The sequence below is a fragment of the Phytomonospora sp. NPDC050363 genome (assembly GCF_040655735.1).
GTDB lineage: Bacteria > Actinomycetota > Actinomycetes > Mycobacteriales > Micromonosporaceae > Phytomonospora.
The window spans coordinates 490,930-503,800 of record NZ_JBFAKK010000006.1; the positions used below are offsets into that span (position 1 = coordinate 490,930).

General features: G+C 71.5%; 13 protein-coding genes. 1 reads left to right on the plus strand and 12 read right to left on the minus strand.

Annotation, left to right across the window (positions count from 1 at the left end):
- Window positions 1–2: 2 nt before the first annotated feature.
- The 9 genes from AB0I28_RS19540 to AB0I28_RS19580 all read right to left on the minus strand — a co-directional run bounded on the left by AB0I28_RS19540 (window position 3) and on the right by AB0I28_RS19580 (window position 9,064).
- A complete protein-coding gene (locus tag AB0I28_RS19540; RefSeq protein ID WP_357495090.1) occupies window positions 3–1,601 on the minus strand; it encodes a lipid II flippase MurJ in 1,599 nt (532 codons plus the stop codon).
- 37 nt (window positions 1,602–1,638) lie between these two features.
- A complete protein-coding gene (locus AB0I28_RS19545; RefSeq protein ID WP_357495092.1) occupies window positions 1,639–2,484 on the minus strand; it encodes a hypothetical protein in 846 nt (281 codons plus the stop codon).
- Window positions 2,485–2,526: 42 nt separating this feature from the next.
- Window positions 2,527–3,456, minus strand: a complete 930-nt coding sequence (locus AB0I28_RS19550) for a copper transporter (RefSeq protein WP_357495094.1) — start codon at window positions 3,454–3,456, stop codon at window positions 2,527–2,529.
- On the minus strand, window positions 3,456–4,634 hold the full coding sequence (gene steA, locus AB0I28_RS19555; RefSeq protein ID WP_357495096.1) for a putative cytokinetic ring protein SteA: 1,179 nt from the start codon (window positions 4,632–4,634) through the stop codon (window positions 3,456–3,458). The genes AB0I28_RS19550 and steA overlap by 1 nt, the downstream gene beginning before the upstream one ends.
- Window positions 4,635–4,687: 53 nt before the next feature.
- Window positions 4,688–6,466 (minus strand): DNA repair protein RecN, encoded by a 1,779-nt coding sequence (gene recN, locus AB0I28_RS19560; RefSeq protein ID WP_357495098.1) that lies wholly within the window; start codon window positions 6,464–6,466, stop codon window positions 4,688–4,690.
- 64 nt (window positions 6,467–6,530) lie between these two features.
- Entirely contained in the window at window positions 6,531–7,433 is a 903-nt protein-coding gene (locus tag AB0I28_RS19565) for an NAD kinase (RefSeq protein ID WP_357495100.1), read from the minus strand.
- A 7-nt stretch (window positions 7,434–7,440) separates the two neighbouring features.
- Window positions 7,441–8,250 carry a TlyA family RNA methyltransferase gene (locus AB0I28_RS19570; RefSeq protein WP_357495102.1) on the minus strand — a complete coding sequence of 270 codons (810 nt, stop codon included), beginning with the start codon at window positions 8,248–8,250 and terminating at the stop codon, window positions 7,441–7,443.
- Window positions 8,247–8,468: a hypothetical protein gene (locus AB0I28_RS19575; protein WP_357495104.1), complete on the minus strand. Its 222-nt coding sequence runs from the start codon at window positions 8,466–8,468 to the stop codon at window positions 8,247–8,249. The genes AB0I28_RS19570 and AB0I28_RS19575 overlap by 4 nt, the downstream gene beginning before the upstream one ends.
- Window positions 8,465–9,064 (minus strand): hypothetical protein, encoded by a 600-nt coding sequence (locus AB0I28_RS19580; protein WP_357495106.1) that lies wholly within the window; start codon window positions 9,062–9,064, stop codon window positions 8,465–8,467. Before AB0I28_RS19580 ends, AB0I28_RS19575 begins: the two co-directional genes overlap by 4 nt.
- Before the next feature lie 130 nt (window positions 9,065–9,194).
- On the opposite strand from AB0I28_RS19580, the gene AB0I28_RS19585 reads away from it, so the two are divergent.
- Entirely contained in the window at window positions 9,195–9,533 is a 339-nt protein-coding gene (locus AB0I28_RS19585; RefSeq protein WP_357495108.1) for an SCP2 sterol-binding domain-containing protein, read from the plus strand.
- Here AB0I28_RS19585 and AB0I28_RS19590 read toward each other — a convergent pair.
- From AB0I28_RS19590 to AB0I28_RS19600, 3 genes are all read right to left on the minus strand, one after another.
- On the minus strand, window positions 9,511–10,473 hold the full coding sequence (locus AB0I28_RS19590; protein ID WP_357495110.1) for a hypothetical protein: 963 nt from the start codon (window positions 10,471–10,473) through the stop codon (window positions 9,511–9,513). The two genes, AB0I28_RS19585 and AB0I28_RS19590, sit on opposite strands and share 23 nt — an antisense overlap.
- A 38-nt stretch (window positions 10,474–10,511) precedes the next feature.
- Entirely contained in the window at window positions 10,512–11,552 is a 1,041-nt protein-coding gene (locus AB0I28_RS19595) for an HAD-IIA family hydrolase (protein WP_357495112.1), read from the minus strand.
- On the minus strand, window positions 11,549–12,871 hold a 1,323-nt coding region (locus tag AB0I28_RS19600; RefSeq protein ID WP_357495114.1), incomplete at its 5' end, for a hypothetical protein. The genes AB0I28_RS19600 and AB0I28_RS19595, both read right to left, overlap by 4 nt.

Consider the following 12,871-nt stretch of genomic DNA (forward strand, 5'->3'; position numbering starts at 1 on the left):
GTTCATCCCCGCCTGAGCTTTCGCGTGACGCGCCCGATGAGGGGGCGGACGTCGTGGCGGTCGAGCAGCACCGTCACCGCACCGTAGACGACTAGCACGACGGCTCCCGCGCAGACCCCGGACAACAGGGGCGGCAGGCCCTCGGTCAGTGACACCACGGGAAGCCCGGCGGCCAGCGCGAGTCCGGTGGCGAGGACGACGACGCCGAAGGCCCGCGCGACGCCGACCAGCGCGGAGGCTCCCGCGCGCACGGCGACGGCGGTGATCAGGGCGGCTCCGATGACGGCCATGCCGATGGAGTTGCCGAGGGTCACGGCGAGGATCCGGTCGGCGCGGGGAAGCGTCGCGGCGAGGATCATGGTGGCGGCCATCACCACGCCCCAGCCGATGACGGTCGCGATCGCGGCGCGGGCGGTGTCGCCGCGCGCGTAGAGCGCTCGCGACAGCAGTGCGTAGAGGCCGTAGCCGAGCAGGCCGGGCGCGAGGCCGATGACCGCGGCGGACAGCTGCGCGGGGTCGGGCTCGCCGGACAGGATCGGGTTGAGGAAGTCCGCGAGCGGCCGGGCGAGGACGATCAGCGCGACCGTGCCCAGGCCGGAGAGGAGCAGCACGGCGCGGGTCGTCGAGGACAGGGTGCCGTCGTAGCGGGCGGTGTCCCCGGTCGCGTGGGCGTCGGCGAGCGCCGGGTAGGCGGCGGTCGCCACGGGTACGACCAGGACGGCCCATGGCAGCAGGTAGAGGGTGCTGGCGATGGTGTAGTTGACCAGCGTGCCCTGCGGGGCGGGCGGGTTGCTCAGGTAGATGACGACGAGCACCGACAGCTGCTGGGCGGCGACGGTGACCGCGCCGGCGAGTGCGAGCGCCTTGACCCTGCGGCCGATGCTGTCGCCGAAGGCGAGGCGGGGCCGCAGCCGTACGCCGAGGCGGAGGGTCGGCACGACGAGGCATCCCGAGAGCACGACGACGCCGAGGGTGGTGCCGACCGACAGGACGAGTTCTCCGGTGCGGGAGACGCCGGCGAGGTTATCGGGCTCGCCCATCGTTCCGTAGACGGTGTAGGCGACGATCACGGTCGCGCTCGACAGCAGCGGCGCCAGTGCGGGCCACGCGAAGCGGCGGTGGGCCTGCAGGACGCCGGTCAGGACGACGCCGATGCCGTAGAGCGGCAGCTGTGGCGCGAAGACCCGCAGCATGCGGGCGCCTACGGCGGCCATCTCGGGTTCGGCCTGTGCCGAGAGCAGTCCGATGATCGGGTCGGCGAAGACCGTCACGGCCACCGCGATGGGCACGAGGATGACCAGGGCCCAGGTGAGCATCGCCGAGGCGGTGCGCGAGACCGTCGCGGGGTCCTTGCGGGCGATGGGCGCGGCGAGGACCGGGATCACCAGGCTGGCCAGGGCGCCCCCGGCGACGATCTCGAAGATGATGTTGGGGACGGTGTTGGCCGTCTGGTAGATGTTGCCCAGGTCGGTGACGCCGACGGCCCAGGCGAAGACGAGGACTCGCGCGAAGCCGGCGAGCCGGCTCAGCACGGTGATCCCGGCGATGAGCGTGGCGGCTCCGCCGATCCGGCCGCCTCTACTCGTGGCGGCGGCCGTCATCAGTCCGCGGCCTCCGCGTGGGTACCGCCGGGCAGGATCACGACTTGCGCCCGAAGCGGTCGATCTCGCGCAGAACGGGGGTGGCCTCGATGACCTTGGTGAAGCTGACCTTCTCGCTGGCGACGGTGGCGGCGGCGAACAGCGCGAACAGGCCGAGGCGGCCGTAGCGGCCGGTCTTGGCGGTCAGCGCGAGGCCCAGCTGGGCGCCGAGCGCGTTGGCGCCGGCGTCGCCGAGCATGACCTTCTCGTCGAGGTCCTCGCCGATGAGCGCGCCCGCGGCCGCGACGGGGCCGCTGACGAGGTCGCCGCTGGCGGGCGTCTTGCCCAGACCGGCGAGCTGCCCCAGCGCCATCGTCGCCTTGAGCGCGCGGCCGGGCCGCAGGTCGAGGAGGTTGATGACGTTGGCGGCACCGGCGACCACTCCGGCGCCGACGAGCGTGTCGAACAGCGACAGGCGGCCGTCGCGGCGCCGGTCGGCGTCGATCAGGGCCACGGCGGTCAGACCGGCGGCGCCCACGCCGACGATCTTCACCAGCCCGCTGGTGACCTTCCCGTCCTGGAGGGCGGCGAGGTGGCCCTTGAAGCCCTTGTACTGCTTCTGGTCCTCACGCGCTCCGACGACGTCGTCGTAGAGCCCCACCGCTCCGGCGCCCAGGCCGGCGGTGAGGGCGGCGACGGCGGCGCGCGGGTTCTTCGCGCCGGCGGCGGCGCTGACCGAGGCGCCCACGGCCGCCGCGGGACCCGCGGCGAGGCTGATCGACTTGCCCTTGTGGTTGACGCGTTCGAGGCTGTGCGCCAGCGGCGAGCGGCGCAGCGCCGTCATCGCCCCGCGGGCGACGAGGATGCCGGTACCGGCCAGCACCAGCCGGGACAACATTCCCATGGTTCTCCTGTCGGGGTCGTCGAAGCGGTCGCGAGGCCCCTCTTAGGCGGGAGGCATCGGCACCGTCGACTCGGCTCCGGTACCGGTGCCGTAGTCACCGACGTGGCCGGCCAGGTCGTAGGAGAGCGCGAGCGCGGCCGCCAGCTGCCCCTGCGGGGTGGAGATATTGTCCACGGTGGACATCGAAGCGTTCAGCGCGGGGTCGTTGCGAACCGCGGTCACCACGTTGCCCTGCCCGCCGATGCCCGGACAGGTCAGCACCGCCGTACCGCCGCCGTCGAACTGCGCGGCGGTGGTGACGACCTTGTTGTTGCGCGCCTCGGCGTCGGCGTCGGCGTAAGGCTTGCCGGTGACGATGAGCACGGCGGTGGCGCGGTCGCCCTTGAAGTTCTCCTTGCCGGTGATCATCTGCGCCTCGGTGAAGCCCGCCAGGACCTTCTTCTGCTCGGCGGCGGTCACGTTCGGGGTCGCGGTCATCAGCACGGCCGTCAGCAGCGCCGAGGCGGTCTCGACACCGACGCTGTTGTTGGGCAGGTTGGCCACCGAGGTCGGCAGCAGCTCGGTCGACAGCTCCAGCAGTTCGTCGTTGTTGGCCGGATCGGTGAAGTTGTCGGTGATGCCGAGCTCGCCGGTGATCGTCGCGCCGGTGTAGCCGAGCATCTCCCGGGCTCCGAGGACGTCGTCCTCGGAGGCTCCCGAGACCGTCACGATCAGGATCGACTGGTCGGTGAGCTTGCCCGCCAGCGCCGTCGGCGCGATCTGGCGGGCGAAGTCCTCCTCGGACTCCACCTGGTCGCGAAGCTGGTCGAGGTTCTCGCGGTAGCCGTCGTTCTCCTTGGCCAGCGAGTTCACCCGGTCGTTGAGGAAGTCGACCGCGGGACCGTTCAACGCCGCCGTGCCCAGCACCAGCCCGATGGCCAGGGCGAGGAACACCGCGGTGAGGGATACCAGGTGGTAGCGGAAATTGATCACTAGAACAACCTTTGAAGCGAGAAGATGAGGTCGTCCCACCATTCGGTGACGACCTCCAGGTAGGAGCGCCCGACCGTCGACACCGTCAGCGCCGCCGCCATCGCCGCGACCCCGGCGAGCACCAGCAGCAGCAGGGACGACACCGACACGTTCTGCTTGTAGAGACGCGAGACGCCCTTGGCGTCGACGAGCTTCCCGCCGACCCGCAGGCGCGTCAGGAAGGTCGAGGCCATGCCGCCGCGGCCTTTGTCGAGGAACTCCACGAGGGTGGCGTGGGTGCCGACGGCGACGATCAGCTCGGCGCCCTTCTCGTCGGCGATGAGCATGGCGATGTCCTCGCTGGTGGCCGCCGCCGGGAACGAGATCGACGGGATGCCCAGGTCGTCGAGGCGCGCCTTGCCCGGCGCTCGGCCGTCGGTGAAGGCGTGCACGATCACCTCGGCGCCGCAGCGGAGCACGTCGTCGGAGGCGGAGTCCATGTCCCCGACGATGATGTCGGGGGTGTAGCCGGCCTCGACGAGCGCGTCGGCGCCGCCGTCGACGCCGATCAGGACAGGCTTGAACTCGCGAATGTAGGGCCGAAGAACGTCGAGGTCCTCCTTGTAGTCGTACCCGCGGACCACGATCAGGCAGTGACGCCCGCTGATCGCGGTCTCGATGTCGGGCACGCCCACACCGTCCAGGAGCAGGTCGCGCTCGCGCTTGAGGTACTCCATCGTGTTGGCCGCGAAGGCCTCCAGCTGCACCGACAGGCCCTCGCGGGCATCGACCATGGCGGTCGAGACGGTGTCGGAGTCCTGGCGCGCACCGCTGGCTATCACCTTGTCGCCGACGAAGACGTCCCCGTCGACGATGCGCACGGTGGTGCCCTCGCGCAGCTCCTGGAAGATGTCCTCGCCCACGTCGTCGACGAGCGGGATCCCTGCCTTGACCAAGACCTCCGGCCCCAGGTTCGGGTAACGCCCGGAGATCGACGGCTTGACGTTGATGACGGCGGCGACCTCGGTGGCCACCAGCGCGTCGGCGGCGACCCGGTCAATGTCGAGGTGATCGATCACGGCAATGTCACCGGGACGCAGGCGGCCGGTGAGTCGCTTCGTACGGCGGTCCAGCCGGGCCGGGCCGGCAATCGTGCCGGCTTCGACCGCGCGGGACCGGCGCAGAGTAGGTAGACGCATCGGCCCCATCCTCGCATCAGTCGACCATGAACCGGCAACGCCACGCGCATCACTCACGAATTAGAATGAATTGCCCGCTTTTCCTTCGCGGCGACGGCGAGGAGCTCCTCGGCGTGCGCGACCCCCAGGTGACTGTCGGGGAGTCCGGCGAGCATGCGCGCGAGTTCACGCGCCCGTTCGGTGTCCATCACCGCGTGCACGCCCGACGTGGTCACCGCCCCGGACACGTCCTTGGCGACCACGAGGTGCCGGTCGGCGAACGCGGCCACCTGCGGAAGGTGTGTCACAACGATAACCTGATGCCGGTGCGCGAGCCGGGCGAGCCGACGCCCGATCTCCACCGCGGCCGTTCCCCCGACACCGGCGTCCACCTCGTCGAAGACCAGCGTCGGCGGACCGCCGGCACCGGCGAAGATCACCTCGATGGCCAGCATCACCCGCGACAGCTCACCACCCGACGCGCCCCGCTGCAACGACGCCGGCGGCGAACCGGGGTTGGCCTGGAGCCGCAACTCGACCTCGTCGGCGCCGTCGGGACCCACCCCGCACTCGACACCGTCGACGGGCAACCGGTGCGGACCGCGCGCGGCAGCCCGCGCCGACACCTCGGCGAGGACCTTCGCGTGCGGCATCGCCAGGCCGGTCAACTCGACGCTGACCTCCTCGGCGAACCGGCCCGCGGCCTCCTTGCGGGAGGCGAGCAGCCGCGACGCCAGCGCCGCGACCTCACCGGCGAGCCGGTCGCGCTCGGCCGCCAGCGACTCCATCGCCTCGTCGGAGGTGTCGAGCTCGGACAGGCGCAGCGCGGCGGTCTCCGCCCACGCCAGCACCCCGTCGATGTCCTCGGCGTACTTGCGCGTCAGGCCCTTGAGAATCGAGCGGCGCGCGAAGATGTCCTCCAGCCGCGCCGGGTCGGCGTCCAGCGACGCCAGATAGCTGCCCAGATCGCCCGACACGTCGCCGATCACCGACGCGGCCTCGCTCAGCCGCGCCGCCATCTCGCCGAGCGCCGAGTCGACACCGGACTGGGCCTCCAGGGCCCGCTGCGCCGACGACAGCAGCGTCAGCACGTCCATGGCCTCGTCGACGGCGTCGGAGTCACCCGACAAAGCGCCGTGCGCGGTCACCGCCGCACCCCGCAGCGCCTCGGCGTGCTCCAGCCGCCGCGCCTCCTCGGCCAGCGCGTCGTCCTCACCCGGCTCGGGCGCCACGTCGGCGATCTCGGCCAGGCCCAGTTGCAGCAGCTCCGCCTCACGGCTGCGCTCACTGGCCTCCCGCCGCCGCTTGTCGTACTCGTCGGCCGCCAGACGCCACTGGGCGTAGGCCTCCCGGTAGCCGGCGTAAAGCTTCTCGTGATCGGCGCCCGCGTAACGGTCCAGGGCCGAACGCTGCTCGGCCGGCTGCAGCAGGCGCATCTGGTCGGACTGACCGTGCACCGACAGCACCAGCTCACCCAGCTCAGCCAGCACCCCGATCGGGGCGGACCGGCCGGCGACATGCGCACGGGAGCGGCCCTCGGCCGTGACGGTACGGCTCAGCAGCAGCTCGTCGTCGTCCACTTCGGCCCCGGCGTCGACGGCACGCTGCCGCACCGCCGAGGACGTGCGCGTGTCGCGCCCGTCGAGACGAAGGCGCCCTTCCACGACGGCACGTCCGGCGTCGGTCCGCACGCGACCGGCGTCGGCCCGACCTCCGAACAGCAGACCGAGACCGGCCACCACCATCGTCTTGCCGGCACCGGTCTCGCCGGTGATGACGGTCAGCCCGTCGGCGAGCGGCAGGCTCGCGTCCTCGATGACCCCAAGTCCGGTGATCCGCAACTCTTCCAGCACAGCCCCGACCCTAGTAGCACTGGCGTACGGATGGCCAATCCGGATCGCAACTTCCCACCGATATCTATGTGCGGTTCTGCCGCCAGCCCTCCACGGGCAGGCGCAGTTTCGCCACCAGCCGCTCGGTGAACGACTGCGGAGACAGATGCACCACCCGCACCGGGCGCTCACCGCGGCGGACCCGCACATGCGTGCCCGGCGGGAGATCGAACACCCGCCGCCCGTCGCAGGAGAGCACCGCCAGGGTCGTGTGCGGCTCCACCGTGATCTCCACAGTGGACGACGGCGACACCACCAGCGGACGGCTGAACAGGGTGTGCGCGCTGATCGGCACGAAGAGCAGGGCCTCGACCTCCGGCCACACCACCGGTCCGCCCGCCGACATCGCGTAGGCAGTCGAGCCCGTCGGCGTCGCGCAGACGATCCCGTCGCACCCGTACCGCGACAGCCGGCGCCCGTCGATCTCGACGAGCACCTCCAGCATCCGCGAGGGCATGCCCTTCTCCACGGTCGCCTCGTTGAGCGCCCAGGACTCGGCGATGACCTCGCCATCGAGTGTGGCGGTCACCTCAACGGTGAACCGCTCCTCGACGGTGTAGTCGCCGGCCGCGATCTGCCGCACGGCGATCTCCAGATCACCGCACTCGGCCTCGGCGAGAAAGCCAACGTGCCCGAGGTTGATGCCCAGCAGCGGCGCGCCGGCCGGGCGCGCCAGCTCGGCGGCGCGCAGGAAAGTCCCGTCACCGCCCAAGGCGATGACGATCTCGGCCTCACCGGCCGAGACCGCGCCGGTGACCAGTTCCACGTCGGGAAGCGGCAGATCCACCGCCTCCTCGGCGAGCATCCGCACGGTGAAACCCGCGCCGCGCAGGATCTTGGCCACCGAACGGGCCTGCTCACTGCTGTCGGCCCGCCCTGTGTGGGTGACCAGTAGCGCCGACCGGGGCGAAGGTGTCGTGTCGTTCACCGGACAATCATGCGTTGTCCGATTCGGCGACGACACGACGGACCTCCCCGTCGTCGAGCGGTCCGGCGTCCTTGCGCAGGCGGCAGAAGAACTCGACGTTGCCCGACGGACCCGGCAGCGGACTGGCCGCCACCCCCGCCACGCCCCATCCGAGCCCCGCCGCGGCAGCCACGACACCGCGCACCGCCTCGGCACGAAGCTCCAGGTCACGGACCACTCCGCCCGAGCCGACACGCTCCTTGCCGACCTCGAACTGCGGCTTGATCATCGGGACGACGTCACCGTCGTCGAGGGTGCACGCCGTCAACGCCGGCAGCACCAGCCGCAGTGAGATGAACGACAGATCCGCAACGGTCACCTCGACCCGCCCGCCGATCACTTCGGGCGTCAGATGGCGAACATTCGTCCTGTCGTGGACGTGCACGCGCTCATCGGTCCGCAGCGACCACGCCAACTGCCCGTAGCCGACGTCGACGGCCTCGACGACACGCGCGCCGCGCCGCAGCAGCACGTCGGTGAAACCGCCCGTCGAAGCACCCGCGTCCAGACAGCGCTTCCCCTCGACCGACAGACCCGAGGGCCCGAAGGCGTCGAGGGCACCGATGAGCTTGTGCGCGCCGCGCGACACGTAGTCGTCACCGGTCTCGCCTTCGCGGACGAGTACCGGGTCGGCCGGATCCACCGACGTGGCCGCCTTCCTGGCGACCATCCCGCGCACCTCGACCCGCCCGGCGGCGATCAGCTCGCCGGCCTGCTCGCGCGAACGCGCCAGACCCCGGCGAACCAGCTCGGCGTCGAGTCGGAGCCTGCGCATCACGCGTCGTCGACGGTCGCCAGGATGTCCTGCAACCGCTCGTGCACCGTCTCGAACACTCCCACCCGCTCGGCGCACGGCAGGGCTTCGAGCCCGTCGAGCACCGCGAGGGCCTCGTCCACCACCGAGACGTCACCGTCCACCGGGGACGACGAAGCGGGCGACGCCGCACGGCCCTCAAGGGACCGCGCGAACGCCGCCGGATTGGGAATACCGCTCACTTCTCGCCCTCGGAGGACGCCGCCTTCTTGGCCGGCGCCGACTTCTTCGCGGACGTGGAGGTCTTCTTGGCGGCGGTGGTCTTCTTCGCCGCACCCGCCGTCTTCTTCGCGGCGGTCTTCTTGGCCGCCGGAGCGGCCTTCTTCGCCGCGGTCGGCTTCGTCGACGTCGACGTGGCCGCCGCCTTCTTCGCCGGGGCTGCCTTCTTGGCCGGCGCGGACTTCTTCACCGGCGCGGTCGCCGACGTGGTCGCCACCGTCGCCGCCGCGGCGGCGCGCTCGGCCGCCGACGCGCGGCCCTCGGCCTCACGCAGCTTCGTCTCCAGGTCGGCCACCCGGTCGTTGAGCTCGCCGACCTCCTCGGACGTCGCCAGACCGACGCGCCCGAGATTGCGGTCGAGTTCGTAGCGCACCAGCTTGGTCAGGGCGTCCCGGTTGGCCGAACTGGCCGACATCAGGTCCTCGGCCATCGTCTGCAGCTGGTCGACGGTCGCACCGCTCTGCTTCGCGAGCTTCTTGACCACCTTCGTCGCCCGCTTCCGCGAGGTCTCGGTCAAGCCCAGCGCCAGCTCCAGATAAGCCCGCCACGCGTCCTGCATTTCGGCCTCCACACATCCCGGTGTCGGTTTACTTGATTCACTGCGTTCCGGTCACGCTACCCCGGAAGCGATGGCCGCCCATGAGGTACCGTGCCCAACGGTGCAATCCGAGGACCCGGAGGAATGACGAATGGCGACCAAAGAGGAGTGCCGCCAGGCGCTCGACGACCTCGCGGTGAAGCTCGCCGAAAACGCGGAGTCGCTGCGCGGCAAGGTCGACCTCGACCGCCGTCTCGCCTGTGACATCACCGATCTGGACGTCAGTTTCCACGGGCGCCTCAACGGGGGAAAGCTCACCGGACTCGAAGAGGGCGACGATCCCGAGGCCAAGATCCGCCTCATCGTCGGCAGCGACGACCTCCTCTCTCTCGTCGCCGGCGACCTCGACTTCGGCCGCGCCTTCACCTCCGGCCGCGTCAAGATCAAGGCGAACCTCTTCGACCTGCTCAAGCTGAAGTCCCTGCTGTAGCGGTTTCGCCGGCCCGCTCGACGACTCCGCACCCGCACAGCGGGTGCGGGGCCCAGCCACTGCGCCGCACCTCTCCGGGAGCGTTGACGTCCAAGGTCCCCTCGACCGCCGAGGGCCGCCCACCGTCGACATGGGACAGCACCTGCGCCACGATCACGCCGGCGGCGATCAATCTCACCGGCGTCTCCAGGTACTCGGCGGCCGGACGCGTCGTCTGGGTGTGCGCCACGACCGTCCCCCACGCCGGATCCCGGTCCCGTCGCCACAGGTCGACGCAGTTGAGGCACGCCGTGCGGGAGGGCACCACCAGCGGCCCCACGCACACCGTCCCATCCCGCCGGGTCACCGCCAGATGCGGCAGATCCCTTCGGGCGCAGGCGAAGGCGAGCAGGGCCGCCGGCTGGGGGACGTCCAGGAGCACCGCGAAACTCGGCCGCGCCCGGCGCGCTCCGGCGCCGGACCACACCTTGCCCACGCCGGCCGAGCGCAACTGCTCGACGACCAGCTCGGCGAGCGGTCCGGCCCCGTCGATGAGGACCTTCGCCGCCGCGCGCGCCGCCAGCATCCCCGCCGGAGTGCCCGGCGCGGCCTTCCGCCTCAGCGCGATCGCGGCGGCCTCGCCGATAAGGCCCTCGCGCACCTCCACCGGCGTCTCACCGCGCGGAAGCGGTGGCAGCAGGGCCGCGCTGTCGACGATGACACCGGCCTCACGCAGTACCCGCAGCAGTTCGGCGGCCACGCCGTCATCGTGGCCGGCCCGGCGGGCGGCACGCAGAAAGGCGCGCTCGTCATGTCGGCCGTCCAGGAGGTCCAGCAGCCCGATGAGGCGCGGATCCCCGAGGTCGACGATGACGGCGCGCCGCTGATCGACGCCGAACTGAACGTGGGTCTCTTCCCGCCGGAACCATCGCAGGCCCGGCACCAAACGCAGTGTGCTCATAACGGACATAATGACAAGGGTGCGCAAGCCCTTCGCCGTCAGCCGATGCGAAGCTCCCGCAGAGCCTCACCGGCAGCGGCGCCGTCGGCCTCGACACGCTCCCACGACGGAACACCCCACGCCAGCTCCGCCAGTGCCCGCAGGGCGTCCAGCGGCTCGCCGGATCCGCTCAACCGCAGGGCATCGGCCTCGGCCGAGGCCTCCCAGCCCGCGCAGGCCACCACGGAGCCGGAAAGCCACTCCGGAGCCGCGTGAGCCACCCGAACGTCGGCCAGGGACCACCCCAGGTAGGCCGGACGGGAGTTCTCCGGGATCCGCAGCACGTCGGCGGGCCCCACGATCCCGCTCAGCACCAGCAGGCTCGGCAGTTCGGCCGCCACCGCGCCCTCGATGTCGGTGTCCCAGCGGTCACCGACCACCAGGGCCGACAGGTCGGGGGCGACCTGGGCGCCCTGCCGGAACATCGCCGGGCCGGGCTTGCCGGCCACGATGTCCGGCCCACGGCCCACGGCGGTCGACACCGCGCCGATCAAAGCGCCGTTGCCGGGCAGCGGGCCGCGCTTCGACGGCAGCGTCAGGTCCGGGTTCGTCGCGACCCACAACGCGCCACCGCGAACGGCGACCGTCGCCTCGGCCAGCTCACGCCAGCTCACATCGGCCGCGTAGCCCTGGACGACGGCCGCAGGAGACCCGTCGCCGCTGTCCACCGGCTTCAAACCGACGGCGCGCACCTCGTCGGCGAGGCTGTCGGTGCCGATGACCAGGACCGTCGAGCCCTCCGGGACACGCTCCGCCAGCACCCGCGCGGCCGTCCGCGAGGAGCTGAGCACCTCGTCGGGTTCGGCGTCCACGCCCATCCCGGTCAGCGCGCCCGCGACGGTCTCCGGGCTCCGGGAGGCGTTGTTCGTCACGAACACGACCCGCCCGCCCTCGCCGCGATGCGCGGCGAGGGTCTCGATCACCCCTTCGATGGGGTGATCGAGCAGGTAGACCACACCGTCGAGATCGAGCAGCAGCAGGCCGAACTCACGGCTCAACGGCTCAGGGCCGCCGCGCAGGACGGCCTGCCGCCGCGTCATCGCGTCTCGTCCGGGTTCGCCGGGCGCTCACCGCCGGAGAACGGCGGGTTCACCACGCCGGGACGGGATTCCTTGTCGCCGGACTCGGCGGACTCGTCCTCGTCGTCCTGGTCTTCGTCTTCGTCTTCGTCTTCGTCTTCGTCTTCGTCTTCGTCTTCGTCGCGATCATCGGACTCGTCGTCGTCATCACGGTCGTCTGACTCGTCGCCCTGGTCGGACTCGTCCTCGTCGGACTCGTCGCGGCGCTCGTCGTCCTTGCGCTCGTCGTCCTCGTCGCCCTGGTCCTCGTTGGAGGACGTGCCGGCGTCGCCGACCGGCGCGGGGACCTGGGACTTCTCGGAGGAGGCCGCCAGCTCGGCGAGGATCTCCTCCTCGTCCTCGATCTCGGGCAGCACGACGCCCTCGAGTTCGAGCAGGCGCTCGGTCGCCTCGGTCTCACCGTCGGGGTCGACCTCGAGCGTCTTGGTGAACCACTCGATGGCCTCCTCCCGGCGCTCGGTGGCCTTCAGCGCGTCGGCGTAGGCGTACCGCAGTCGCGCCAGCCAGCCCTCGCCGGTGTTGGCGGACAGTTCGGGGATCTGGAGCATCCCCACGGCCGCGGCGTCCTGGCCGAGGTCGCGGCGGGCACCCGCGGCGACGATCAGCAGTTCGATGCGGACCTCTTCGTTGAGCGCCGACTGGTCGGCCTCGCGCCACGCGTCCACAGCCCGCTCCGGGCGGCCCAGGGCACGCTCGCAGTCGGCGATGATGGCGACGTAGTCCTGCGTCCCGTTGAGTCGCTGGGCGGTGCGCAGTTCGGAGATCGCGATCTGCCACTCGCCGGCGAGGTAGGCCGTCAGGCCCGCGCCCTCGCGAACGACGCCGATGCGCGACGCCAGCCGGCGCGCGACCGCGGCGTGCTCGAGTGCGAGCTTCGGGTCCTCTTCGAGGACCCGGCCGGCCATGACCAGGTGACGTCCGACCCGCTCGGCCAGACCCTTCGGCAGGGACTTGAGGCCCTCGCGGACCTCGCGGTCGAGTTCGCGGTAGTCGACGTCGTCCGGCAGCGTCGGCTCGTTGAGCTCGGTGCCGCCCGCCAGCACCGGCGGGTTCTCGCCGGCACGGTTGCGGTCGTCGCCCTCAGGAGGGCCGGAACGGCGGTCACCGCGGTCGTCGCGGTCGCGAGGCGGCCTGCGGTCGTCCCCACGGTCGCGGAAGTCGCGGCCGCCACCCGGGCGGTCGTCACGACGCTGATATCCACCGCCGGAACCGCCACCCGGGCGGTCATCGCGACGCTGATATCCACCGCCGGAACCGCCACCCGGGCGGTCATCGCGAAC